This is a genomic window from Dietzia sp. WMMA184 (assembly GCF_002441635.1).
GTDB classification, from domain to species: domain Bacteria; phylum Actinomycetota; class Actinomycetes; order Mycobacteriales; family Mycobacteriaceae; genus Dietzia; species Dietzia kunjamensis.
Genome location: NZ_NXEI01000001.1, coordinates 19,507 through 44,983 on the forward strand (window position 1 = coordinate 19,507; position 25,477 = coordinate 44,983).

Genomic DNA, 25,477 nt, shown 5'->3' on the forward strand with positions numbered 1-25,477 from the left:
CGGACTCTTGTCGTCGTCACTCCGTTATATGCAACCTGATTATCGCTGGTTTGGGTTCAGAAGGAGAGAGTTTGCGTGGCCGCCCTTAAGTATCGGCGCGGAGCAGGGCGTCTCTGTCGATGTGGGCAGTTTCACCCGGGAGCCGGAGTGACTAAGTTGCCAGGGCGGGTCGAGCATGCTTGCGCGAAAATCAGCAGCCCGCACCGGCCAGTGGCCGAAGGCCTCACGTCGACTGCTCTCGGCTGGATCGGGCCACCCGTTAGTTCTCTTGCCGAGTCGTCTCGGGTAGGTGGGGACGGGGTCCGAACCGGTGCGGGTCCATGTCGAATTAGCGGCGGTGGACAGTCCTTATCTCGGGACACTCTCGGCGGGTTCTTGACATACCTTCTGGCTACCGTCCGTCCGATTGCGCTGGTAGGAGTACTTTTGAGGAGCCAGCGGTCGGCCCCAGCCGTGTCTAAGTCACTGATTCTAAGGGCGTTGATGGGATATCCGTGCCCGGACATCGCCAAGCCGCGGTGATCAGCTGATCAGGCCAACTTAGCCATCGCCCCGGCGCGGGCTCCTCGAACCCCACTTCTAGACTGTCCCCTCGGCGCCCGAGCCGCCGTCACCGACAGTCACCCACCCCGAGGAGCCCCACGTGGAGTACGCGCAGATCGAGGCGCTGCGCGAGCGGCATCCCGCCTGGCGGATGCTGCGCGCCACGCACGCGCCGCTGCTGCTCACGGTGTTGGGTCGGTTCTTCGTGGAGGAGGGCCGGGGCGCCAGCTCCGAGGGGGAGTTGGTGGCGGCGCTGGACGACCAGCTCTACGCCATCGACGCCCAGGAACCGGAGAACCCGCGCTTCCTGCGCACGGCCGCCGAGTACCTGGCGGACTGGGCAGGCCCGGAGGCGGGTTTCCTGCGCCGCTTCTACCCACTGGGTGCCGACGAGATCCACTACGACGCCACCCCGGCCCTGGAGAAGGCCTACGCCTGGGTGCAGGGGCTGTCTGAGACGTCCTTCGTCGGCACCGAGTCGCGCCTGCAGACCGCGGTGGACCTGCTTCGCCAGATCGCCCAGGGCACCGAGTCCGACCCCGCCAAGCGGCTGGATCAGCTCGAGCGGCGCAAGCAGGACATCGAGCGGGAGATAGACCAGCTCCGCCAGGACCCGGACTCCGGCCTGCTGGACCGCACCGCGGTCCGCGAGCGCTACCAGCAGTTCGCCACCACCGCCCGCGAGTTGCTGGCCGATTTCCGCCAGGTGGAGGAGAACTTCCGCGCCCTGGACCGCTCGGCCCGCGAACGCATCGCCACGTGGCAGGGCAGCAAGGGCGAGCTGCTGGCCGAGCTCGTCCACGGCCGCAGCATGATCGACTCCTCCGACCAGGGCCGCAGCTTCCAGGCCTTCTACGACCTGCTGCTGTCCACCTCGGGCCAGGAGGAGCTGTCCATGCTGCTCGAGCGCCTCACCGGCATCGACGAGCTCGGCGCGGACCGGCGCCTGCGCACCGTGCACCACGGCTGGGCGGAGGCCGCCGAGCGCACCCAGCAGACGGTCCGCAACATCTCCGAGCAGCTGCGCCGCTTCACCGACGACCAGGTGTGGCTGGAGAACCGCCGGGTGCTGGACCTGGTGCGCCAGATCGAGACCTCAGCGCTGCAGGTCCGCGAGGGGGAGCTGCCGGACCTCGGGCTGGAGCTGGAGGAGACTGCCGTGGACGTCGCCCTGCCCACCGATCGTCCGCTGTTCACCGCCCGGCCCGCCGCGGAGGTCAACAGCCTGCTCGATCCTGTCGACACCGAGGAGGTCGACACCTCGGTGCTGACCGACCAGGTCGTCGTCGACCCCGCACGCCTGGCCTCCCGCATCCGGGCGCTGATCCCGGTCCGCGGCACCGCCCGCCTGGAGGACATCGTCACCATGTACCCCCTGCAGCACGGGGCGACCGAGATCGTCGGCTACCTGGCGCTCAAGGACGAGGACCTCGAGGTGACCACCAACGCGCACGAGGAGACCGTGATACTGGTCTAGGAAGTCGGCGGAGCCAGCTTGTCCCGCACAGCCTTGGTCAGCCGTACGTACCCGCCCGTGTCGGGATCGCGGATCCAGGTACGCGGGCCGGCCTTCGGCAGCCCCCGGGCTGCGAGCGCCCTTGGGTCCGGCCGGTACCAGTTGGTCACCCGGATGTCTTTGACGACGTGGACGATGTCCGGTTGTCCGGCGGGCGGGACCGAGGCCAGCGCGCCACCGATGTCGGCCGCGGTAATGGGATCTGAGCCCCATAGGTTCACCGCGGCGACGGCGACCGGGCCCATAGCGCCATCCGTTTCGTACAGCACGGCTAGGTCCACCTGGGGCAGATCGCCGAGTGCGTCGGCGACCTGGATCGGGTAGACGGGACCATGCTCGGTGTGGACGACCGAGCTCGCCGAGCCGAGCAGCCAGAAGTCGCCGTCCCTGTCACGCTCGAAGATGTCATTGGTCGACACCCACGTGTCGCCGGGGCGGAACACCCCACGGAGTTGGCGCACGGAAGCGTCCAATCCGAGCCGGGGCCGGGTGAGAAGGACGCCGGGTGCGTCGACCTCACTGGGTATGGCGAAGCCGTCGGGGCCGACGAGTATCGCGCCGGTGTCGGGATCGACCTCGACGAGACGCACGTCGGCGGTGCCGGGCAGTGGACGTCCGCGCGCGCCCGGCTTGGAGGTGGTGAGGTTGGCCAGGACCACATCGGACTCGGTGCCGGCATAGAACTCAAGGACCCGCGTGCCCGGGTAGCGGTCCAGGACCCGCCGCCACAGCCCACGGGGCATGCCTGACCCCATGAAGAGTGAGAGTGTCGGGAGCGTCTCGCGCGGATGCACTGGCCCGCGCACCAACTCGCGCATCATCGCCCAGGTGTAGGACACCACCGTCACGCCGTAGCGGCGGATCTCCTCGTCGAAGGTCGCCGGATCGAAACCGCGGGAGAGCGCGATCCGGGCTCCTCCCGCCACGGCGCCGCCGACGGTCGTGAGCAGCCCCGATGGGTGGTGGAGAGGGCTGAGGCAGTAGACGGTGGACTCGGTGGTGAGACGCGCGGCGCTGGCGGTCCCGAACGCGGACGCCGCCCACCGGTGATTGGTGATGAGCTTGGTCTGCCACGTGCCCGTGGAGCGGGTGAAGAACACAAAGGCCAGGTCGCCCCCTCGGCCGGGATTCGGCCGGTACCAGCGGGGCAACTCCACCGCCTCGGGGTCGATGCGCTCGAGGTCGACGACGTCCTCGCCGAGGTCCGCAGGCAGGTCCCGCTCACCGCCACCACCGCCGAGCACGAGCGCCCGCGCTCCGGCATCGGTGACCTTGGACGCGTGCTCGGGGTCGGCGACCACGTCGGTCACAGAACTGAGCTGGAGGAGTTCGGGCAAGGACTGGGAGGGGGGCAGCAGCACGGCCACGGCACCGAGACGCGACAGTGCGGCGATCGCGACCAGCGCCGAGGGCCGCGTCTCCATGACCACGCCGACGTGGTCGCCCTGGCGCACGCCGACCGTGATGAGGCCCTTGACCACGTTCGTGATCCGGGTGTCGACGGCCGAGTACGTGTGGACGCGGTCGGAGAAGAGGAAGCACGCGTCGTTCGGCTGGTTCCGGGCGCGTTCGGCGATGATCTTGGCGAACGAGATCCGGGTCGCGGGCTGGATCTGCCCCAGCCGGATGAGACGCGGTGCCGCGCGCACCGCCTCGTATCCGACGGCTCGCGTCGTCCGCAGGGCGCCCAAGGCGAGCTGCCCCGCACCGCGCACCACGCCGACCCCGAGTCCGGCGGCCTGGAACGCCCCGTCCGCCGCGAGCATGATCGCTTTGGTGGGGGAGGAGTCGATGACGGTGTCGGGGTCGACCTCGGTGATGCCGTCCGGTCGAGTCCCTCGGTCTTTGATCCAGTCGACCCACTTGGCGACGGTGGGCCACGTCAGCGAGGCGGCGGTCGAGCCCACGACGAGGCCGAAGTGCCCGGCGCGGACCGGAAAATCGTAGACATCGGCCGCGGGAGCGACGGACGCGATCTTGCGGACGCCGGCCGGGACGCCGATCTCGTCGACCTCGCCGAAGACGGCGAGGACGGGGCAGGTGATGTCGGCGAGGGAGACGACGTGGTCGCCGACGACGAAGCCGCCGACCATCATCCGGTTCTGGACGATCACCTGCTGCAACATGTCGACGATCGCGGGCCCGGACCAGGCCACGAATCCCTCGCCCCCGATGAAGCGGCGCTGTCGCTCGTGGCCGAGGAGTGCCTCGCGGTTGTGGAGCTGGCGCAGAAAGTCCACCTGCGAACGGGCGGTCTTGATCGGGTCGAGCAGGCGGAACGCCGTCGAGGCTAGCCACCCGGGCAGTGGGCGTTCGTTGAAGACGTAGTCGGCGACAAGGCGTGCGATAGTGACGACCACCTGCTCGGGAATGCCGAGCGGGGCATTGCCGCGCCAGTCGACGGGGGAACCGAACGTCACGATGCTCTCCAGGTCGCGAGAGCGCCGGTAGGCCGCGGCCTGGTAGCAGAACATGCCGCCCTGGCTGTACCCACCGAGATGCACCGAACGGCCGGTGGCCGCGGTGACGAGGTCGACGGCGTCGCTCACGGCCACCACGTGGTCGGTGAGAGTGCGCTCGAGACCGCCGGTCTCGAGGTCCGGGGCGCCGAAGTCGATCACCCACGGGTCCATGCCGGACTCGTGCAGCGCGGCCACTGCGCTGGTCGCGGGGGACACGTCCCAGACTTCCGCGGAGATCATCATCGGCGGTACGAGCACGATCGGCGGCCGCGGCGGCTCGTCCTCATCGATGTGGACGCTTCGGCCAGCGTCCCCCGCCGCCGGCGGGTAGTAGCGGCGCAGCCGGAACATCGGGCGCCGTGCGACGATCTCGAACGGAGATTGCTCTTCGTCTGTCTGAAGGCCGCCGAAACGCACGACTTCGACCGCGTTCAGGACGAACGACGTCGCTGTCTTGAGCGCGGCCGAGACGATGTCATGGTTGGGCGGCATGGTGCTTCCGAGGGTAGAGGGTGCGGCACGGGCACCGAGACGATCCAGCGGATAGCCCAGCGGGGGAACCCGCCCGCCGTGCCGACGTTGTCGTCGTCGTCCCTTGCCCCCCGGTGACCACCACGCACCGCCCCAAAAACTGGAACCTGTTATAGACACCCGTCAACTCGGGCGTATCATGATCGGCGTGACGACCCTCACCTCATTCCCTCGCCTCATGTCTCCCGGCCGCATCGGCCCCATGGAGACGCCCAACCGCATCGTCCTGCCCGCGATGGACATGAACGTGTCCGAGGACGGGGAGATCGAGCAGCGGGAGATCGACCACTACGTCGCCCGCGCGGCCGGGGGAGCGGGGCTTATCATCACCGGCGCGTGCGCGATCGCGTTCCCGGTGGGCGCGGCGTCCATGAAGGAGCCGGGACTGTCGGATGACAAGTACATCCCGGGCCTCAAGGCGCTGGCCGACGCGGTGCACGCGGCCGGGTCCAAGCTGTGCGTGCAGTCCACGCACCACGGCAAGGTCGCGCGCGTGGACATCGCCAACGACCGCCCCCTCATCGCGCCGAGCACCCCGGACTACGACTACGACTACTCCGCCCTGGCCGACAGTACGGGCGAAGAGTTGGGTCGGATGGGCGCGGCCACCGGCGGCAAGAAGACGGTCTACAAGGAGATGGACCACGCCGACATCGCGTGGCTCATCGAGACGTGGGCCGACGCCGCGGAGCGGATAGCCAAGGCCGGCGCGGACGCGATCGAGATCCACGTGGCGCACGGCTACATCCTGGGCGTGTTCCTCAACCGCCGCGACAACCTGCGCACCGATTCCTACGGCGGGTCGCTGGCCAACCGGGCGCGGCTGACGTGCGAGGTCATCGCCGCGGTCAAGGCGCGGGTGGGCGACAAGCTCGCCGTGCTGGTGCGCGTGTCCGGTGAGGAGTACGGCCAGGAGGGCGGGCTGACCCTGCCCGAGGCGACCGAGGCCGCGGTGCTGTTCGAGCGCGCGGGCGCCGACGCCATCCACGTGACCGGCTGGGGCCGCAACCCCTTCGACAACTTCACCGACGGCCCCCTCCCGGACACGATCGGCGCGTACGTGGACAACGCCGCGGCCATCAAGAAGGCCGTGTCGATCCCCGTCATCGCCGTGGGCCGCATGCTCCCCGAGGTGGCGGAAAAGGCGATCGACGACGACAAGGTCGACTTCGCCGCCATGGGTCGACAGTTGCTCGCCGATCCGAACCTGCCCAACAAGTTGGCCGCCGGCACGCCGGAGCGCGTGCGCCCGTGCATCAACTGCTACCTTTGCGTGGCGGAGAACTTCTTCGATGACACCCCGTTCTGCGCGGTGAACCCGGCGCTCGGTAACGAGACCCTGCTGCCGCTGACGCCCGCACCCACGCGCGAGCACGTCGTGGTGGTGGGCGCCGGACCCGCCGGCCTCGAGTCGGCCCTGGTCCTGACCGAGCGCGGGCACCGCGTCACCGTGCTGGACAAGGCCGATCGTCTGGGCGGCACCATGTGGTTCTCCACGCTGACCACGCCGGACAACGAGCCGCTCATCCGCTTCTTCGAGGCCGAGGTCAACCGGCTCGGCATCGACGTGCGGCTCAACACTGAAGCCACGGTGGAGTCGATCCGTGCACTCGGTGCGGACCGAGTGATCGTGGCGACCGGCGCCAAGCGTCCGGCCCCGGCCATCCCCGGCGGCGACCTTCCGCACGTGCATACCGGCGATTCGCTGCGCGCCACCATGCTGGGTATCGCCACCGCCGACGAGGCCGGGTTCTTCCTGCGGACCGTCGGGCGGCTGGGCAGACTCTCGACCATCACCAAGAGGCCGGCGTGGATTCGTCGATTGACCAAGATCGCACTGCCGATGGGTAAGGACGTCGTGGTGATCGGCGGTGCGCTGGTCGGCTTGGAGCTTGCGGAGTTCCTGGCCGAACGGGGCCGCAAGGTCACCCTCCTGCACGAGTCCCAGCAGCTCGGGCTGCCGCTGGCCATGCCGCGTCGTTGGACCGCGGTGCGCCACGCCAAGGAGCACGGCGTCGACATCCAGCGCCGGGTGAAGGTCAGCCACATCACCGAGTCGACGGTCGCCTGGACTGACGCCAAGGGGCGCGCCCAGTCCGCCGCTGCCGACATGGTGATCTACGCCGACGGCACCACCGCCGCGGCCCCGCTGGCCGACGAGCTCCGCGCCGCGGGCATCGACTGCGAGGTCATCGGCGACGCCGGCGAGGTGGGCTACATCCACGGCGCCATCCACTCGGCGTGGAAGGCCGTGGCGCAGGGCTGACCCCGATCTCTGGTCGAAAGCGGCCCATCGCACCCCAGTGGCCGTGGGCCCTGGCCACAGTCCGAATCCGCGCGTGAAAGCGAGAACAGCCGTTGACCCTGACTCTGGATACCCTGCCCGTGCGCCGCGGTGCGCGACCCGCGACGACCCCGTCGAACCCGCACACCCAGCTCGAGCAGATCGCCCCACCGGAACTGCAGGACATGGCGCGTGACCACGCCCTGTCTCTGCCTGGGGTGCGGCGAGGCGTGAGCACGGTGTCCGTTCCCGGTTCGGTGGCGTTCTACCTCGATTCACCCGTCGCGGCGCCCGCCCTGCCGGACCTGCTCGGGGGCGAATGGGGGCATATTCACCCGGCAACGGACGGCAGTCTGCACCTGAACGTCCCGACGGGCGTCGCGGAGAAGCTGATCGCGGCGGGCTGGGCGGAGTATCACAGTCTGGTGGGCAAGGGATATCTGCCGCCGATCGTGATCATGGTCTACGGGCCCCGCGACGAGGACGAGCTCGCCGTGGTCCGGTTCGCCATCGAGCAGAGCTACCTGGCGGCCGGCGGTTCGCTGGAGTAGCCGGGCCCGACGATTCGCCCCTCGGGCGGCGGAGGCCTCGGCACTCTCTGAGCTCGATGCGGACGGCGAGCACCAGGTTCTGGGTTTCGGCGGCGGCGAAGTCCTCGTCGGAAGACAGGGTTGAACTCTCGGCGAGGGATAGGCCCGGCCGTACCCTCCCGACGATTTGGAACCCTGTCGGACTGCACGTACTGTCGGTGAGGCAATCGACGCGGGGTGGAGCAGCTCGGTAGCTCGCTGGGCTCATAACCCAGAGGTCGCAGGTTCAAATCCTGTCCCCGCTACACACGCACTCGAGCCCGGTTCCCTGATGGGGGAGCCGGGCTCGAGTGCTTTCCGCGCCCCGGGCCCCGATCGACCGACGAGCGGAGGCGGTCAGAGCTGGGCAATAAGAGACGACTACGGCGCGCGAGCTCGTGCGGGAGTCCGAAGACGGCCTGTGACCTGGGGTGCCCTGCACGGGGCGTTCAGGGCACCCCTGGTCAGCGGCCTGGCGCTACGCCGCGAAGAGAAACCACACCCAGAGCCCGGCGGCGGCGACCGCAGCGAAGGACACTATCGCGGCGAGCGCACTGGAGAGCGTCGCCTGTCCCCGCCGCTTGCCGCGGATTCTCATCACCACGACGCCGACGAGAGCCCCGAGTGCCATCGCCGGGAAAACCGGGGCGCTGACGTTCTCGGCCCCGTGAGTAGCGATCTGCCACGCCGTCCATGCGGTCGTGAGGAGAAAGAGGATCCCGTAGGTGCCCGCGAGCGCCGCGAACGTCTTCTTTCTCAACGCTGTGCCTCCTCCGGTCTGTCCCAGGCCTGAGTGACGCTAACAGTGCCGGGTCGGTGCCTTACGGCAATGCGGACGAATCGTGAGTCCGCCCACGGGTCTATCCATTCTGCTTGCCGCTGTGTCTGCCGACTGATGGCCTCTTCTGTTCTTGGGGCCGTCGGCTCGCTCAGGCGCCTCTATAGTGCGGCAATGGGGCCCGACGAATCTTCTGAGAAGTCACTCGATGCCGGACGCATGGGCAAAGCCGCGGAGCTGCTCGTCGCTGCCACCTGCATCCTGCAGTCCCGCGCAAAACTCAACGTGTCGACGTCGATCATCGACGACGAGGGCGTCGACCTGGTCTTTCACCTGCGCGAACACACCGCCACTCTGGCCGTCCAAGTCAAAGCGCGAATGTCGGATGGCGCAGTAGTTAAACGGGGGCGTTTCCAGGCCCACGTCCGCGACTCGTCCTTCTACCCTCGCAGCGACCTGGACATGCTGTTCGTCTACGTGAACGTGACGCGGGGCTCGATCGAGCAGTCATGGATGGTGCCGAGCCCCGTCTTCGAAGCGAACACCACTGTGAACGCACGGGGTCGGCGCGTCTTCTCGACGTCGATGTCCGCCGAGAGTGGCGACAAGTGGTCGAAGTACAGGCTCGCGGAAGGCGGGTTGGCTCCCCGGGTGGTGCAGCGTCTGAAGTCAGGCGACCTATGATCGCCCGGTGGCGATTCGGGCGACGGCGGGACAGGCGGTAGAGCGCATGGGTCTTCCGTCAGCTAATGCAGCCGATATTCTGAGGCTATGACGAGCACCGCCCCGACTCCCGAATCGCTCGCCGTGCGTGAGCTCATCGAGGCGCGTCGAGACGAGTTCCGAGCCCTCCTTGCCAAGTACGCTGCGACGAATCCGATGCTGTTCGGATCAGTCGCCCGTGGTACTGCGAACGGCGGGAGCGACGTGGACATCCTGGTCGATATGGACCCAGCCGACGGCAACCTCCTCATGCGAGCCTCCGGCTTATTGGAGGAAGTTCGTACGCTCTTCGGTCGCGAGGACATCGACATCTTCCCCGAGCAGTTGCTCAAGCGACCGATAGCTGAAACGGCGCTCGCCGACGCCGTAGCGCTATGAGTCGCGATTCCGGTCGGCGTATCGACGACATTCTGAACGCTATCGATCGATGCCAGCAGTACGTCCGCAGGCTGGACGACGACGCTGACGACCTCGTCCTCATGGCTGAGGACGCCATCGAACGGAACCTGCAGATAATCGGCGAGGCTGCGAATCACCTTCCACAACACGTAAGAGATGCACACCCGGAGATCGGCTGGCCGCAGATCCGTGGCTTCCGCAATATCCTGGTACATCAGTACTTCGGGGTAGAACCGGAAGTTGTACGCGACGTTGTGGTCACCTACCTCCCTCCTCTCGCCGCTGCCCTGAAGACGCACACACGCGGTTCGAATCAAGACGGCGCTCAGGTGTGAGAACGACCAACTGCTGCGTCGTCCGCGTCATCGCCACATAACGGTCGACTGCCCCGGTGACGCCCGGGCCGAACGAATCTGGGTCAACAAGGACCACCAGGTCGAACTCGAGGCCCTTGGCCTGCTCGGGGGTCAGCGAGCGGACGCGGTCGGATTCGTTGAAGTCGGGGACGGTAGCGCTGGGCGCGCAGATGACGCCGACCGTGCCCTCGGAGTGGCTGGCGAGCCACTCGTCGATCACGTGCTGGAGATCCTCGACGTGGCCGTACTCGACGGCGATACCGCTGCGGCGAACCGACTCGGGCACGTTGGCGTCGGGCCGCACCGACCGGATCACCGGGGCGGCGGCCTCCATGATCTCGGCGGGCGTGCGGTAGTTGATGCTCAGATGCACCGAGGTGATGCGGGCAGGGGAGAGGCCAATGCGTTCCAGTCGCTCGGCCCAGGACTCGTTGAAGTCCAGGCGGGACTGCGCGCGGTCGCCGACGATCGTAAGGCTGCCCGACGGGCAGCGGCGCAGGATCATCCGCCATTCGGCATCGGTGAGTTCCTGCGCCTCGTCGACGATGATGTGGCCGAACTGGCCCGCCAGGCGGGCCGGGCCGATGGCCGGTTCCTCGTCCGCCGGGGAATCGAGCAGAGCCTCCTGGAGATCGGCGTGGCGGAGCATAGGGGAGACGCCCTCGGGATCGTCGTCGGCGGCAATGAGGTAGTCGATCACCCGCTGGCGCCTCGCGAGTTCTGCGGATCGCTCGGCCCGGCGGCGCTGAGCCCTCCGCGCCCGGTCGGCGTCGCCCAGCCGGTGGTGGGCCGCGTCCAGGAGCGGCAGGTCTGCGGTCGTCCACGCGCCGGCCGCGGGTCGCTGGAGCAGCCGGATCTGCTCGGTGGTCAGCCACGGTGCGCACAGGCGCAGGTACGCCGGGACGGTCCACAGGTCCCCGACGAGGTCGGTGGCGCTGATCATCGGCCATGCCCGGTACAGGGCGCGGTGCAGGTCCGGGTGCGCTGCGAGCTCAGCGCGGAGGACCTCCTCGGGCACGCCGCCGGCGCTGTTATGGAGGGCTCGGTCAACGAGGATCTCGGCGATCGTCTCGCGGATCTGCGGGTGAGCCTCGTTGTGTGGTGTGCCGTCCTCGACCGAGCCGAACGCCTCGGCCCAGTCTGCCGGCGTCAGGCGGAGGTCCACCCACTCGGTCTGCACCAGCATCGACTGCTCGGGCGGTTGCTCGTAGAAGCGCACCGCGGCCTCGATCGCCTCGACCATGCGGAGCTCGGACTTCAGGCGGGCGGCCTCGGGATGGGGCTCGTAGGGCAGGCCGTCGGTCGATGACGCGATCGCCCCGCCGAGCGCGGTGAGGCCGAGATCGGCCACGGTCGCCGTCTGCACGCTGTGCTCGCCGAGCGAGGGGAGCACATCGGCCACGTAGTCCAGGTATGGCCGGTGCGGCCCGACGAGGAGCAGGTTGCCGCGGCGTAGCCCTTCGCGGGACTGCGCGTGCAGCAAGTACGCCGCCCGGTGCAAGGCCACGACGGTCTTGCCGGTGCCGGGTCCGCCGTCCACGATGAGGGCGCCCCGGGAGTCAGCGCGGATGATGGCGTCCTGATCGGCCTGGATCGTGGTGAGCACATCGCGCATTCGGCCGGTCCGCGCCTCGGACAAGCTCGAGACGAACGCCGAGAGGTCGTCGGGGCTGACGTGAGCGGAGACCTCGTCGTCGTCGCCAAAAACCTCATCCCAGTAGTCCACGATGTGCCCGCCCGACCACAGGTACCGACGGCGATACGTCACGCCCCTCGGATCGGCGAGCGTCGCGGCGAAGAACGGCTCGGCGGCCGGGGCGCGCCAGTCCACGAGGAGGGGAGTGCCGGCCGCATCGGTGAGGCCGATGCGGCCCACGTACACCCGCGCGGACCCGGTCTGGTGGTGGTCGGGGTGGTGCGAGTCGGGGGCGGCGGGGTCTGACATGGCCACGGCGTAGTGGCCGATGCACACGTCCAGCCCGAACCGGCGCAGCGTGGCGAGCTCGGCGACGAGGCTTCGGATGTCGGCGTCGCGCTCGATGGTCTGCGCGCCCCGGCCGGCCGGGTCGCGGCGGCGGGCGTCCAGACGGGCGGACAGGGAGGCGACCTTCTGGTCGAGGGCGTGGGAGATGGCGGCGAGGTGGCGTTCGTCGGCGGCGATGTGCGCCGGGTCAGCCTTGTGGGCGAGGTGATCGGGGAGGGCGAAGATGCCGGGTGCCTCGGGGGACATGGCGACAGTGTGCGCCCCCACCGGGGTCTTGCCGCAAGGCCCCCTACCAGCTATAACTTGAGAAGGGGAGGCAATCAGAGTCCACGTTCGGGACTGGCGTGAGTGGATACTTCGGGGTCAGCTCTGAGTTTGGCTGAATCCTGCCCGCAAGTCGTGAGCGATGTCGGAGACATCGAGGTGGGAATCGCTTGCGCGGATCACCAGATCGTAGGCCGCGTCATCGCCGGCCACCCATATCGCCCCGAGGTTTCGGAAGTAGATCAGTTCGACAGCGATCCACGCACATCGCTTGTTGCCGTCGACAAGCGAGTGATTGCGGCAGAATGAGTCCAGAATCGATGCGGCCTTGTCGTGGATGCTTGGATACTGTTCGGCCCCGAACAGGGTCGTTCGGGGCCGTTCGACCGAACTCTGCAGAAGCCCCATGTCACGCACCTCAGGATGCTCAGGGTAGATCGCCGCGTAGGTCCGGAAAATGTCGATGATCTCAGGCGTCCAGATCACTGACATTCCCGAGACGGTCCAGTAGCGGCTTGCTGTTTCTGGCGATATGGGCGATGGCGTCATCCATAGAGCGCAGGCCCTGCTCGTCAAGCCCGCGCTTGATCTGTTCGGTGACGAAGCCGCTGACCTGCCCGGAGGGGACGGCTTCTGCAAGTCGACGGTCCACATCGTCAGGGATACTGATGAGTCGCTTCGCCACAATTGCCTCCTTAGACGAATATACAGAGTATATACGTGGTGGGGTTGTGGGCAAGGCGCTCTTACACGCCAGCCTCATGGGCGCCGTGTCGGAGGCCACTCCTAGACTGTCGGCACCGAGGAACCCCGACCCGAGTACCGCAGACCCGAGGAGAACGCGTGGACTACGCCCAGATCGAGGCGCTGCGCGAGCGGCACCCCGCCTGGCGGATGCTGCGCGCCACCCACGCGCCGCTGCTGCTGTCGTTCCTCGGGCGCTACTTCGTGGACGAGGGGCGAGGCGCGAGCCCGGAGGGGCATCTCATCGACGCTCTGGACGATCAGCTCTACGCGCTCAACGCTCAGGACCCGGACAATCCACGGTTCCAACGTCCGCCGTCGGACTACCTGTCCGACTGGGCGGCGCCCGAGTCCGGGTTTCTGCGGCGCTTCTACCCGCTGGGCACAGACGAGATCCACTACGACGCCACCCCGGCGCTGGAGAAGGCCTACGCGTGGGTACAGAGCCTGGCCGAGCGGTCCTTCGTCGGAACCGAATCGAGGCTGCAGACCGCAGTCGAGTTACTCCGGCAGATCGCTCAGGGCACCGAGGCCGACCCGGCGGTGCGGCTGGACGAGCTGGAGCGGCGCAAGCGGGAGATCGAGCGGGAGATCGAACAGATCAACCAGGACCCGGAGGCCGGACTGCTCGACATGACGGCCGTGCGCGATCGCTACCAACAGTTCGCCTCCACCGCCCGCGAGCTGCTCGCCGACTTCCGCGAGGTCGAGGAGAACTTCCGCGCGCTCGACCGGTCCGCCCGCGAACGCATCGCCACCTGGGAGGGGAGCAAAGGCGAGCTGCTGGCCGAGCTCGTCAGCGGGCGCAGCCGTATCGACTCCTCCGACCAGGGACGCAGTTTCCAGGCGTTCTACGATCTGCTGCTGTCGGCGTCCAGCCAGGAGGAACTGTCGACACTTCTCGAGCGGCTCACCTCGATCGAGGAACTGGGGGCGGATCGCCGCATCCGCACCGTGCACCACGGCTGGGCCGAGGCCGCCGAACGGACCCAGCTGACGGTGCGGCAGATCTCCGAACAACTCCGCCGGTTCACTGACGACCAGATCTGGCTGGAAAACCGTCGCGTCCTGGACCTGGTCCGCGAGATCGAGGGCACCGCACTACGACTGCGTGACGGCGCCTCACCCGGCTTCGGGCTGGAACTGGAGGAGACCAGCGTCGAGATCTCCCTGCCCACCGAACGGCCCCTGCACAGTGTGCGGCCCGCCGCCGAGGTGGATAGTCTCCTGCCGCCGGCGCAGCAGGAGGACGTGGACACCTCCGTGCTCACCGACCAGGTGATCGTCGATCCCGCCAGGCTCGCCGCCCGCCTGCGCTCCCTCATCCCGGCGCGCGGCACCGCACTGCTCGAGGACATCATCGACATGTACCCGGTCGAGCACGGCGCCGCGGAACTCGTCGGCTACCTGGCGTTGGATCACGACGAGCTCGAGGTGACCACCGACGAGCGTGAGGAGACGGTGATCGAGTACGACGAAGCCGGACGAATGATGCGGGCACGGATGCCGCGGGTGGAGGTGAAGCGCCGGTGACACCGGAGGAACGCGCGATCGCGACCAGCGCCATCCGACTCATGCAGGGAGTCGTCTACCAGGAATCCGACGCGTGGGGCGACCTCCTGCGTCACCGGGGCGCCGTGCGCGACCACTTCGCCGTGGTGGGACTTGACGTCGTTATTGACGACGACGAGGGCTACGCCTACCTCCGCACCGCAGAGACCCCCGACGGCGAAGAGGCGCTCCCACGCGTGATCAGACGCCGGGCGCTGACCTACTCCGACAGTCTCCTGTTGGTGCTGCTGCGCAAGAGGCTCGTGGAGTTCGAGTCGGCGGGCGATCAGGGACAGTTGGTGCTCACCCACGAGGAGATCGTGGACATGGTCCAGCTCTTCCTGGCCCGCAGCACCGACGAGGCCCGCACGCTCAAGCAGGTCGAGACCTCCATCAACCGGCTGGTCACCATGGGTTTCCTCCGCCAACTCCGGGGACGGAAGGACACCTGGGAGGTCCGCAGGATCCTCAAGGCGTACGTGGACGCCGAGACCCTGTCCGACTTCTCGGCCAAGCTCGCCGAGTACGCCGACGCGGGAGCGGGACACGCGGAGGTAGACGATGAGTGACGGACTGTTCTCCGCTGTCGAGCTGGAGGCGAGCGGGCGCCCCGGCTTCCGCCTGGCCCGGCTCGAGGTACTCAACTGGGGGACCTTCGACTCCCGGGTCTGGCAGTTGGATCCAGGCGGCGAGACCCTGCTGCTGACCGGCGACATCGGCAGCGGCAAGTCCACGCTTGTCGACGCGGTGAGCACCCTCATGCTCCCGTCGCACCGGATCGACTACAACAAGGCCGCCGGCGCCGCGCGCAAGGAGCGCACCCTCCGGTCGTACGTCGAGGGCCATCACAAGACCGAGCGGAACGAGGCCACCGGCAGTGTCCGCCCGGTGGCGCTGCGGGACCGGCGTTCGTACTCGGTGATCCTCGGCGTCTTCGTCAACGAGGGATACAGCGACGAGGTGACCCTCGCCCAGGTGTTCCAGCAGCAGGACACCACGGGCCAGCCGTGGCGTCGCTTTGTCACCGCCAACAGGGCCCTGTCGATCGAGGCCGACTTCACCGACTTCGGGTCGGACCTGAATGTCCTGCTCAAGCGGTTGCGCTCGGGCGGGGCGACGGTGGAGAAGGACTTCCCGACCTACGGGCGCACCATGCGCCGCCTGTTGGGGATCCGCTCCGAGCAGGCGATGGAACTGTTCCACCAGACCATCTCCATGAAGGCCGTCGGCGACCTCAACGATTTCGTCCGAACCCACATGCTCGAGCCGGCCGATGCGTCCGAGCGCATCGAGGGAATCATCCGGCACTTCGAGGACCTCACCCGCGCCTACGACGCCGTCCAGCGGGCCCGGGCACAGCTCGAGGCGCTGGAACCGCTGGTCCGGTCGATAAACAAGTACGACGCCGCCCTCGAACGCCGGGGGAGTCTCCACGAGGAACGCGTGGCGATCCGGCCGTACTTCGCCGAGCTACGGATAGAGCTGCGGCAGGCCGAGATCGACCGGATCGGCGCGGACGTCGAGGCCGCGACCGCCCGACTGGAGCAGATGCGGGCAGAGGCTGCGGACCTTGTCGCCGAGCGGGATCAGCTCGTCACCGCCCGCGCGGAGGCGGGCGGCAACCGCGTGGGCGAGCTGGAACGCGAGGCCCGACAGGCGGGGGAGCAGGCCGAGGAGCGGCTCCGCCGACGCGAGCGATTCGACGATGCCGTGGCAGGTGCCGGGCTGGAACCTGTCGGCGACGCCACCGGGTTCGCCGACCTCGCCGCTCACCTCGCACGCCGGCGTTCGGAGCTCGAGGCCGAGGCCGCCGAGCTCAAGAACCGATACGACGCGTTGGTGCTGGACCACGGGGAGCAGAAGAAGCAGCTGCGTGAGGTGCAGGAGGAGCTGGACAGTCTCGCCGGCCGTCGGAGCAACCTGCCGGCCGAGCAGTTGCAGCTCCGCGCCGACCTCTGCGCGGAACTCGGTCTGGACCAGGCGGACCTGCCGTTCGCGGGCGAACTGCTCGACGTGTCCGAGGACTACGCGCAGTGGCGCGGCGCCGCCGAGCGCGTGCTGCGCGGATTCGCCGTGTCCCTGCTGGTGCCTCAGCGGCACTACGCCGATGTCGCCCGGTGGGTCAACGATCGTCGTCTGACCGCCCGGCGCTCCGACGGGCGCACGGTGGGTGTCCGCCTGCAGTACGAGCGGGTCCCGGACAGACACGTCTCGCTGCAGCGCCCGCAGATCGAGGGTCTGTTGCTGGCGGACACCATCGAGATCGCCGACACGCCCCTACGCGGGTACCTGTACAAGGAGTTGTTCGCCCGCGCGGACCACCGCTGCGCGGACACCCTGGAGGAGTTCCGGGCCGCAGAGCGCGCGGTGACCCGCGAGGGGCAGGTCCGGTCCCGCGACCGGCACGTCAAGGACGACCGGCAGTCGGCGACCGACCCGCGGGGCTGGGTGCTGGGCTGGCGCAACGAGCAGAAGGTCGCCGCTTTGCAGGAGCGTCGCGCGCAGCTCGACTCCGCGGTAGCCGAGCTGGGCACCCGACTCGAGGCCGCGTCCCGCGACCAGAAAGAGGCGGGTGCACGGCACACCGCGCTCGCGCGCCTGGCCGACTACCCGTCGTGGCGGGATCTGGACTGGGAGGAGGCCCGGGCCCGCGCCGAGGCCGCCGACGCAGAACGACGCCGCCTGGTCGAGGGCAGCAGCGAGCTCGCCGAGATCGATCGACGGCTCGCGGACGTCGACGAGCGGGTCCGCGTCCTGGGGGTCGACGAACGAGCGCTGGCAGACAAACACAGTCGGTGGCAGAGCCGCATCGAGCACGAGACCGAACAGATGCAGAACGACCAGCGCGGTCTCGACGAGCTGGACGAGGCGATCCGTGAGGCGGCCCGGGCCGTATACCCGCGCCTGCGCGACCGGCAGGGCCGCGCCGGGTCGGTCAAGGCGATGGCGACGAGCGCGGACGAGGCCCACCGGCAGGAGCGGGCGTTGTCCGACGCGATCGACTCCGAGACCGACCGCACCCAGCGTGAGCTCAACGGCTATACCACCAGCATCCAGCAGGCCATGGCCGAGATCCGGCGGCGGTGGCCCGAGCAGACCACCGAGATGGACGCCTCGGTTGACGCACGCGACGAGTACGTGCGGTTCCACGACCGTGTGGCCGGCGACGACCTGCCACGGTTCGTGGACGAGTTCGAGGACCAGCTGCGCAAGAACACCATCCGCGAGCTCGCCGGCTTCCACAACTGGCTCCTGCGCCAGGCCGACGAGATCGGCCAGAAGGTCGAGAAGATCAACGAGGCGCTCGGAGCGATCGACTTCAATCCCGGGAGGTACATCCGGCTGGACCGCGAGAACACGGTCAACCAGGACGTCCGGCAGTTCCGCGCGGACCTGCGGGCCGTCACCGACGACGCGCTCGGCGGTGGAGACGACCAGTACTCCGAACGGCGCTACCAGGACGTGCGCGCGATCCTCGAGCGCCTCCGCGGTCGCGAGGGGCACAGCGAGACCGACCGGACCTGGCGGTCCCGCGTGACCGACGTGCGCAACTGGTACACCTTCTCCGCCTCCGAGCGGGGCCGCGAGACCGACGAGGAGTGGGAGCACTACCGCGACTCGGACGGCAAATCGGGTGGACAGAAGGAGAAGCTCGCCTACACGATCCTGGCCGCCTCGCTCGCGTACCAGTTCGGGCTGGAGTGGGGCGCGGACAAGGCCCGCGACTTCCGGTTCGCGGTGATCGACGAGGCGTTCGGCCGCGGCTCGGATGCCTCCACCCGCTACGCCCTCGAGCTGTTCGCCAAACTCGGTATCCAGTTGCTCATCGTGACGCCGCTGCAGAAGGTGCACGTGATCGCGCCGTACGTCCGGTCCATCGGCTACGTGGACAATGTCGAGGGGCGGTACTCGCGGCTGGTCATGATGTCCACCGAGGAGTACCACCGCCAGAGCAGCGGTAACTGATGGCCGCTGCGACGCGCAGGTGGGCCACACCGGAGACCGTCCGCGACAAGGTGCGGCGCCGCTGGGACGACGGCACCCTGCTCCGGACGTTGGCCGAGGACCAACCAGTGGCGCCCATCGAGGTCCCACTCGCTGGACCCCGGGCCTCCGAGATCGGAGACCGACTCGGCGAGATCCAGGACTGGATCGGGGCGCTCGAGGCAGGCAGCCGCGGCGGTGCGCGCTACGAACTGCGGTACAAGACGATCGGCGGCCGGGCGGTCGGGCGCAACCAGATCCCGACGCATGCCGTGGTGTCCCGGCTGGCGCAGGCCTGGGACCTGCTGGGCGTCCGCGCGCAGGTAGTTGCTTTCGAGCAGATGATGCTTTCGGCCCCAGACCAGCGCGTACGTGAGTGGGTGCTCGCGAGGCCGGTCCCCGCGCTCGGCCACCACGCGGAGTGGTCCCAGCTCCTGACGGCCTACCGGTGGCTCGATGCCGCGCGGGGGAGCGGGAAGTACCTGCGTCAGATCGACGCCCCGGGCGTGGACACCAAGTTCGTGGAGGCCCGCAGGTCGGTGCTCGCCGACCTGCTAGGAGTATCGCGTCAGGCCGGGCCGTTCCTGACCGACCTCGGGCTGCGCACCAAACCGGAGCACGTGCGGATCCGCCTCGCCGCGTCCATCGCCCCGATCCCTGTCTCGGAGCTGAGCGTGCGGGTGGGCGAGCTCGACGACCTCGACGTGCGATTCACTACAGCCGTCGTGGTGGAGAATGAGATCACCTACCTCACGCTTCCCGTGCCCGCCGACGGGGTGGTGATCTGGGGCAAGGGCTTCGACGTGGCGCGTCTCGGGCGGTGGGCGGCACTGCAGGAGGCGGAGGTGCACTACTGGGGCGACCTCGACACGCACGGTTTCGCGATCCTGCACCGGCTGCGGACCCACCTCCCGCACACCAGGTCCTTCCTGATGGACTCGGAGACCCTGCACGCCCATCGCGACCGGTGGGGACGGGAAAGCTCCCCGACCAACGCCACACTCGATCTGCTGACCGCCGGTGAGGCCGCCGTCTACGACGACCTCGTCTCCGATCGCTTCGGCGAGCAGGTCCGCCTGGAACAGGAGCGAGTCAACTGGGCCTGGACGCTGGATCGGCTGTCCTACGACTGGTCCTGAGCGTAGGGCGCCTCCACCGCGTCACACCCCGGGCGCGCGGGCCTCGACGACCCAGGTTCCGGCACCCAGACGGACCTCGCCGTCGGTGACATGTTCACCCAGCGCAGAGGCGGCCGCGGCGACAGCGGAGTCGCGGGCATCGGGGTTGGCGGCCATCGCCATCATGGCCTGGGGGTTCTGTTCCAGCGCCTGCCGGGCGAGTTGTTCGAGGCGGTCGGCGGGGCCGAGGGTGACCTCGTCGGGGCCGGGGTTCACCTCGACAGACTCGAAGCCGGCGGTCTCCAGGACACTGCGCACGCGGTCCGGGTCGGCGAACGAGAACGGTCCCGGCGCGCCCGGCGGAGGCACGGGGGCACCGCCGAGCCGGGCCAACGCGGCGCCGGTGGGGACCGTGATGAACGGGTTCGCGGCGGGCGCGGCAAAGCAGACGAACGCGAGCCGGCCGCCCGGTTCGAGGGCCGCCCGGACGGCGGAGAACGCCACCTCGGGGCGGTCGAAGAACATCACGCCCATCCGCGAGAACGCGGCGTCGAACAGGCCGGGCAACGGCTCGCTCTCCACGTCGAGGGCGAGGAACTCGACGTTCTCCGCGCCCGTCTCGTCCACCAGGCGAGCCTGCGCGCACTCGACCATCGGTCGGGACACGTCCACGCCGACCGCCGACCCGTCCGGGCGCACCCGGCGTCCGATCTCCAACGTCGTGGTCCCGGTCCCGCACCCGATGTCCAGCACCCGCTGCGGTGGGCCGAGGTCCAGGCGGTCGAGGGCCGCGCGACCGAGCGGCTCGAGAATCGTGTCGTACGCGAGCGCATTGCGCACCCACGACTGCCCGACGGGGCCACTCCAGAGGTCGGCCTGCGATGCACTCATGATGGGCTCCAATGCCTCGACTCCCATCGTAGAACCGGGGAGAGGCGACCGGAACCCTCACGGCAGCGGCACCACACTCACAGGGCACGCGACTCTCCACAGGCTGCCCTGCCGGGGACCGTCGCGCGGGCGAGGACGCCGCCGACGGGTGTGACGCTGTCGGCCATGCACATCGCCACACCACTGACCGGCACCCGCTACGACACGGTGCTCCGCCAAGCCCTCGCCCTCGTTCGCGCCGGGGACTACCGCGCTCGCCGAATCACTCTGACGGGAGCGCCCGGGGTCTTCGCCGACAGGACCGCGATCGTCACTCCCCATCGCGACACCTCCGGCGCGTTCGATGCCGACGATTTCGCGGCCCAGCTCTACGCGCTTGCCCACGGCATCCCCTCCGACACGGCGACCTACACCGACGGCTACTTCGTCAGCGGGGGACGGATGTACTCGGCCCGGGCCGAGGCGTATGAGATCGACTGGCCGTGACCGTTCGGCGGCGGAGCTGAGACACTGGGTCCGGCCCGGTTCGCGGGTAGCTTGCTCTCGCGCGTCATTCGTCCCCACGGTCGAGTGCGCGCCCGTTCGAAGGACTCCCGTGTCTTCTCCTGCCGCCCCCGGGTCGCCTGTGACCACTGTCAGCTGGCGAGAGAAGGGCGAGGGCCGCACGGCCCGGTGGCACTCGGAGAACGGCGCGCCGCCGCCGCGGGACATCGTGGTGATCCACGACGACATCGCCGCGGACAAGGCGCTTCGGATGATCCGGCGGGGCACCGGCCTGCTGTGGCGGGGCGACTTCCACAACGCCCGCCAGCTCATGCGCGCCCTCGACCGGCGTCTGCAGAAGCGGGCGTCCCGGGCGCCGCAGAGCTCCGACCCCGGGGAGGTGTTCCTGGCCAACCGGAAGGCACGCGCGCAGCGGGCGGAGACGCTGGGAAAGGTCCTCATCCCACTGGAGCAGGACTACTCGGTTCGGCTGCGCCGGGCGCCCGACGTGAGCGACGCCTGCACCCATGCCTACGGGCCGCCGACCCACAACGGCAACGACTCGACCGGTCGGGACACGCTGGTCTCGCTGCCCGAGCTCCTCGGCGTCATCAGCGCCTACGAGTGGCACCTGGGCGGCAGCGAGGTGGCCGCGTTGGGGGCTCGGATCCATCCCGCCTACGGCGTGTTCGCCCCCACCCGAGACGAGTACATCGACCTGGTCGCCGACGCCCCCTGGCCGCAGGGCGTCGAGGATGCGATCGTGTGGGACATCGGCACCGGAACCGGCGTGCTCGCGGCCGTCCTGGCCCGGCGCGGGGCCCGGCGGGTCGTGGCGTCCGACATCAACCCGCGCGCTGTGCAGTGCGCGCGGGACAACGTGGGTCGGCTGGGGTCGGCCGACCGGGTGGACGTGGTGGAGGCCGACCTGTGGCCTTATGACGACGACGAGGTGGGCGACTCCCGGCGGGCCGACGTGGTGGTGTGCAACCCGCCGTGGATTCCCGGTCATCCGACCTCGGCACTGGAGCAGGGGATCTACGACCCGGGCTCGGACGTGCTGGGCCGCTTCCTGGACGGGCTCGCGCAGCACCTCACGCCGCAGGGCGAAGGGTGGCTGATCCTGTCCGACCTCGCCGAGCAGCTCGGGCTGCGCAGCCGCGACGAACTCCTGCAGCGCATCGCCGACGCCGGGCTGACGGTTCTGGGAGCGCACGAGACGACGCCTCGCCACCCACGGGCGGCCGACGACGCCGACCCACTCCACGCGGCACGCTCACAGGAGCGGACGATCCTGTGGCGACTGGCTCGGCAGAGATGAAAGGTCCGATGGAGGAACGAACCCCCGGCGCGGACTCGACGGGGAAACTCTCCCATCCGATACCTGCGTGAGGAGTGGGCTCCGCCCACGTCCCTGTGAATGCGGATCCTTGAAGTCGGACCGAGTTGATAGCTTTCACTCTATGACAAATGGTGGGCCTTCCCCCGATTCGCCGCTGAATGGTCTGGACTTGGCAAATCTGCCAGAGCAGGAGAAACGGCAGCTTGCAGTCCTGCTCCTATGGGCGATCTCCCGTGCCAGGATTGGCCACGATACGACTACCAGGTATCTCGCCGAACAAGCCCACCTCGATGAGTACTTGGCGCCGTTCGCGGATGGTGATGCTGCACCGGACTCCGCGGATGCCTGGTCGGCAGTAAGAGCATCAACGTGGTGGGCTTCGGATGTGCCGCCTGATGTTCCGCTCGGCAAAGCCGAGATTATCCGCAGCAACCCTGCTGGCGGATTGGCACTAAGTCGCTTGAGTCTTGTGCGTGATGATTTCCAGTGTGGTGAGGCCGTGCGCGCGCTGGTCGAGTTGCTGCCCGCTGGTGGAGATCGCGACGACCTTCTCTACGGATTCGCTTTGGATCACTTCGATCTAGAGATCGAAGATGTGGCGGTTACCCGCCCCTCTTGGCCGGGGATTCTGGATGCCGAACTCGCGGCGGGAAATCACCAACTCGCTGATGCTGCAGCGGTGGGTGACTGGGAAGCAGTTCTCGAGACCCTCGATTCGTCAGATGTGAGATCAAGGAGCTTGGTAAACACCTGGCGCCCGGGTGGAGTATCAATGGTGGCTCCACTGCACCAAGCAGCAATCAACGGAGCCGATGTAGAGGTAGTCGAGAGGCTCATTGCGCTCGGGGCTTGGCGATCGCTAGCGGATGCCAGAGGATGGCTACCTGTCGACTTGGCGATACTCCATGGTCGCTCCGAGTTAGTTGGGGCCCTTGCACCCAAGGTGAACCGTGAAGTGGAGGTGGCTCTTTTTCGAGTCCTGACTTATAGGCTCGATAAGCTCTTGGCGGAAATTACAAAAGAGGATGCCGTTCCGCGATTCCGAGCACCTCAGGTCGCCGTTATCGCGGAGGTCGGTGGCGAAATCGAATTCGATCTGACGGGCAGTGGCCACTTCTTCCGCATCTACCTGGAAGAGGGCGAGTTGCTGGTCGAACACAATTCGGCTGGCAGCGCCGACGACGGCATCGTCTACCGCCTCGATGGGACTGGGGTTGTCGACACGTGGGAGAACGACCCCCTGGAAATGACTCAAGCGGGCGAACAGGAAACGAATGGAGACGGCCAGAGCGCGGAGCAGGCAGATCGAGATCGGATAGGTAGCGAGAAGGCGGGGCCCGTCGAAGCGACCAATCCGGTTGTAGCTGCTTCTCCTGGTTCTATGCCGGAACCTCCCGATGTTGATCATGAAGAGCACACCCGAGCGCTCGCAGGAGTTAGAACCCTTTGGTCAGATCTCGGCGATTGCGCAGTCACGGTTGTGCCCCAGGCGTCTGTTCGTAAGTACAACCGCGAGCGCCAACACGTTTCCGAGGTATTCGTCGTCACGGTGTCTGAGTTCAAGAAAGGCAGACGCTGGGAATCCGTTTCAGTCATCGCGGCCAACGAAGAGATCTCGGATCAAACGGTCGCAGGCAAGCTGTGGACGAATGCGGTGATAGTCGAGTTCGGTGGCCACAACGCCCAGCTCATGCAGAACCTCCGGCTCGTTCTCGAGAGGGAGGCCGAAAGTGGCCTCGGTCCTGGTTCTCATCAGGACCTGCTAACCGCCATGGGCAACCGCAGTGGTCGTGAAGTTTCCGAGAGAGTTCGAAACTTGTGGGAGAAGGTTCACGCACTAGTGGTCCGCATTTGAAGTCTTCTTACGGTTGGCTTTCTTGAGGACTTCGTCGGCGGTTTTCGTCCAGACGAAGGGGTGGGATCGGTGGTTCCAGCCGTCGATGAAGGCGCGGATCTTCGCGTTGAGGTCCTTGACGGATGTAAAGATCCCACGGCGGATGGCCTGGCGTTCGACGATGCCGAACCACACCTCGACCAGGTTCATCCACGACGCGTGGGTGGGTGTGAAGTGGACCTTGAACCGGGGATTTTCGGCCAGCCAGGCCTTGACGTTTGCGTGCTTGTGGGCGGCGTAGTTGTCCATCACCAGGTGCAGCTCAACTGGCTGACCGTCGGCATCGACGACATGACGGTACGCCCGCTCGATCTGCTTCAAAAACGCCAGGAACTCCTGGTTCCGGTGACGCGGTTTGAGTGCGGCGGTGACCTGACCGGTGGCGATGTCCAGCGCCGCGAACAGGGTGCTGGTGCCGTGCCGGACGTAGTCGTGGCTGCGCCGCTCGATCAGGCCGGGCTGCATCGGCAAGATCGGCTGAGTACGATCCAGTGCCTGGATCTGGGACTTCTCATCCACGCACAACACGATCGCGTTCTCCGGCGGCGCCAGGTACAGGCCGCAGATGTCGGTGACTTTGCCGACCAGCTCAGGATCGGTGGAGAACCGGAACGACTCCGAGCGCCACGGCTTGATCCCGTAGGCACGCCACGCCGTGACCACCGTCGAGGCCGAGACCTTCAACCGGGACGCCAGCAGCCGCGACGACCAGTGGGTCACGCCCAGAGACTTCGGCGGCGGCATCAAGGTCGCCGTCACGATCTCCGCGTGATCGATCGTGCGCGGCCGACCAGAACGCTTCTCATCAGCCAGGCCCCCGATGCCCTTGTCCTCGTACCTGGACCGCCAGAGGTTCACCTTCGGCCGCGACGCCCCGGCCAACTCGGCGATCTCCGCATTACGCCGGCCCTCCGAAGCCAGCAGCACGATGCGAGCTCGCTGCACCATGCCTGCCGACATCGACTGCGAGCGCGTCATTCTCTCAAGCTTCTCGCGATCGCCGGGACGCAACATCAATGCCGGGGCAGGTCGATTCGCCATGCCCCATGATTTCACAAACC

At 68.0% G+C, this 25,477-nt stretch carries 20 protein-coding genes and 1 tRNA gene; 14 read left to right on the forward strand and 7 right to left on the reverse strand.

Going from position 1 to position 25,477, the window contains the following annotated elements; translation table 11 throughout:
* Window positions 1-643 precede the first annotated feature (643 nt).
* Window positions 644-2,020, forward strand: a complete 1,377-nt coding sequence (locus tag CK206_RS00080; RefSeq protein WP_096905134.1) for a DUF3375 domain-containing protein — start codon at window positions 644-646, stop codon at window positions 2,018-2,020.
* Here CK206_RS00080 and CK206_RS00085 read toward each other — a convergent pair.
* On the reverse strand, window positions 2,017-5,013 hold the full coding sequence (locus CK206_RS00085) for an AMP-binding protein (RefSeq protein WP_096905135.1): 2,997 nt from the start codon (window positions 5,011-5,013) through the stop codon (window positions 2,017-2,019). The genes CK206_RS00080 and CK206_RS00085 overlap by 4 nt on opposite strands.
* Window positions 5,014-5,191: 178 nt before the next feature.
* Here CK206_RS00085 and CK206_RS00090 point away from each other — a divergent pair, with 178 nt between their 5' ends.
* The 3 genes from CK206_RS00090 to CK206_RS00100 all read left to right on the forward strand — a co-directional run bounded on the left by CK206_RS00090 (window position 5,192) and on the right by CK206_RS00100 (window position 8,171).
* Window positions 5,192-7,318: an FAD-dependent oxidoreductase gene (locus tag CK206_RS00090; RefSeq protein ID WP_096905136.1), complete on the forward strand. Its 2,127-nt coding sequence runs from the start codon at window positions 5,192-5,194 to the stop codon at window positions 7,316-7,318.
* Between the two features lie 92 nt (window positions 7,319-7,410).
* On the forward strand, window positions 7,411-7,887 hold the full coding sequence (locus tag CK206_RS00095) for a luciferase family protein (protein WP_205475766.1): 477 nt from the start codon (window positions 7,411-7,413) through the stop codon (window positions 7,885-7,887).
* Between the two features lie 210 nt (window positions 7,888-8,097).
* Window positions 8,098-8,171 (forward strand) — tRNA-Met (locus CK206_RS00100).
* A 212-nt stretch (window positions 8,172-8,383) separates the two neighbouring features.
* Here CK206_RS00100 and CK206_RS00105 read toward each other — a convergent pair.
* Window positions 8,384-8,665 carry a hypothetical protein gene (locus CK206_RS00105; protein WP_069390076.1) on the reverse strand — a complete coding sequence of 94 codons (282 nt, stop codon included), beginning with the start codon at window positions 8,663-8,665 and terminating at the stop codon, window positions 8,384-8,386.
* Between the two features lie 192 nt (window positions 8,666-8,857).
* On the opposite strand from CK206_RS00105, the gene CK206_RS00110 reads away from it, so the two are divergent.
* The 3 genes from CK206_RS00110 to CK206_RS00120 all read left to right on the forward strand — a co-directional run bounded on the left by CK206_RS00110 (window position 8,858) and on the right by CK206_RS00120 (window position 10,140).
* Window positions 8,858-9,367, forward strand: coding sequence for a hypothetical protein (locus tag CK206_RS00110; protein ID WP_096907192.1), 510 nt, complete (start codon window positions 8,858-8,860; stop codon window positions 9,365-9,367).
* 87 nt (window positions 9,368-9,454) lie between these two features.
* On the forward strand, window positions 9,455-9,784 hold the full coding sequence (locus CK206_RS00115) for a nucleotidyltransferase family protein (protein ID WP_069390077.1): 330 nt from the start codon (window positions 9,455-9,457) through the stop codon (window positions 9,782-9,784).
* Window positions 9,781-10,140: a DUF86 domain-containing protein gene (locus CK206_RS00120; protein ID WP_096905137.1), complete on the forward strand. Its 360-nt coding sequence runs from the start codon at window positions 9,781-9,783 to the stop codon at window positions 10,138-10,140. Before CK206_RS00115 ends, CK206_RS00120 begins: the two co-directional genes overlap by 4 nt.
* On the opposite strand, the gene helR is transcribed toward CK206_RS00120, so the two are convergent.
* The 3 genes from helR to CK206_RS00135 all read right to left on the reverse strand — a co-directional run bounded on the left by helR (window position 10,064) and on the right by CK206_RS00135 (window position 13,094).
* On the reverse strand, window positions 10,064-12,391 hold the full coding sequence (gene helR / locus CK206_RS00125; RefSeq protein WP_096905138.1) for an RNA polymerase recycling motor ATPase HelR: 2,328 nt from the start codon (window positions 12,389-12,391) through the stop codon (window positions 10,064-10,066). The genes CK206_RS00120 and helR overlap by 77 nt on opposite strands.
* A gap of 117 nt (window positions 12,392-12,508) precedes the next feature.
* Window positions 12,509-12,901, reverse strand: a complete 393-nt coding sequence (locus tag CK206_RS00130) for a type II toxin-antitoxin system death-on-curing family toxin (RefSeq protein ID WP_069390079.1) — start codon at window positions 12,899-12,901, stop codon at window positions 12,509-12,511.
* The gene (locus tag CK206_RS00135; RefSeq protein ID WP_096905139.1) at window positions 12,879-13,094 is read right to left on the reverse strand and encodes a hypothetical protein; all 216 of its coding nucleotides are present in this window, start codon (window positions 13,092-13,094) and stop codon (window positions 12,879-12,881) included. Before CK206_RS00135 ends, CK206_RS00130 begins: the two co-directional genes overlap by 23 nt.
* 158 nt (window positions 13,095-13,252) lie before the next feature.
* On the opposite strand from CK206_RS00135, the gene CK206_RS00140 reads away from it, so the two are divergent.
* From CK206_RS00140 to CK206_RS00155, 4 genes are read left to right on the forward strand one after another with little or no spacing between them, the layout of a single operon-like run.
* Window positions 13,253-14,686, forward strand: a complete 1,434-nt coding sequence (locus CK206_RS00140) for a DUF3375 domain-containing protein (protein WP_096905140.1) — start codon at window positions 13,253-13,255, stop codon at window positions 14,684-14,686.
* Window positions 14,683-15,273, forward strand: coding sequence for a DUF4194 domain-containing protein (locus CK206_RS00145; RefSeq protein ID WP_254050427.1), 591 nt, complete (start codon window positions 14,683-14,685; stop codon window positions 15,271-15,273). The genes CK206_RS00140 and CK206_RS00145 overlap by 4 nt, the downstream gene beginning before the upstream one ends.
* Window positions 15,266-18,670 (forward strand): ATP-binding protein, encoded by a 3,405-nt coding sequence (locus CK206_RS00150; protein WP_096905141.1) that lies wholly within the window; start codon window positions 15,266-15,268, stop codon window positions 18,668-18,670. The genes CK206_RS00145 and CK206_RS00150 overlap by 8 nt, the downstream gene beginning before the upstream one ends.
* Window positions 18,670-19,827: a Wadjet anti-phage system protein JetD domain-containing protein gene (locus tag CK206_RS00155; RefSeq protein WP_096905142.1), complete on the forward strand. Its 1,158-nt coding sequence runs from the start codon at window positions 18,670-18,672 to the stop codon at window positions 19,825-19,827. Before CK206_RS00150 ends, CK206_RS00155 begins: the two co-directional genes overlap by 1 nt.
* Before the next feature lie 21 nt (window positions 19,828-19,848).
* Here the strand turns inward: CK206_RS00155 and CK206_RS00160 are convergent, their stop codons facing one another.
* Window positions 19,849-20,697, reverse strand: coding sequence for a class I SAM-dependent methyltransferase (locus tag CK206_RS00160; RefSeq protein ID WP_159981051.1), 849 nt, complete (start codon window positions 20,695-20,697; stop codon window positions 19,849-19,851).
* 150 nt (window positions 20,698-20,847) lie between these two features.
* Between CK206_RS00160 and CK206_RS00165 the strand changes: the two genes are divergently transcribed.
* The 3 genes from CK206_RS00165 to CK206_RS19435 all read left to right on the forward strand — a co-directional run bounded on the left by CK206_RS00165 (window position 20,848) and on the right by CK206_RS19435 (window position 24,377).
* Entirely contained in the window at window positions 20,848-21,183 is a 336-nt protein-coding gene (locus CK206_RS00165; RefSeq protein WP_067712893.1) for a hypothetical protein, read from the forward strand.
* A 139-nt stretch (window positions 21,184-21,322) separates the two neighbouring features.
* Window positions 21,323-22,501, forward strand: coding sequence for a methyltransferase (locus CK206_RS00170; RefSeq protein WP_254050428.1), 1,179 nt, complete (start codon window positions 21,323-21,325; stop codon window positions 22,499-22,501).
* 142 nt (window positions 22,502-22,643) lie between these two features.
* Window positions 22,644-24,377, forward strand: a complete 1,734-nt coding sequence (locus CK206_RS19435) for an ankyrin repeat domain-containing protein (RefSeq protein ID WP_143337673.1) — start codon at window positions 22,644-22,646, stop codon at window positions 24,375-24,377.
* Here the strand turns inward: CK206_RS19435 and CK206_RS00180 are convergent.
* Window positions 24,360-25,457, reverse strand: coding sequence for an IS630 family transposase (locus CK206_RS00180; RefSeq protein WP_081470573.1), 1,098 nt, complete (start codon window positions 25,455-25,457; stop codon window positions 24,360-24,362). The two genes, CK206_RS19435 and CK206_RS00180, sit on opposite strands and share 18 nt — an antisense overlap.
* Between the last annotated feature and the right edge of the window lie 20 nt (window positions 25,458-25,477).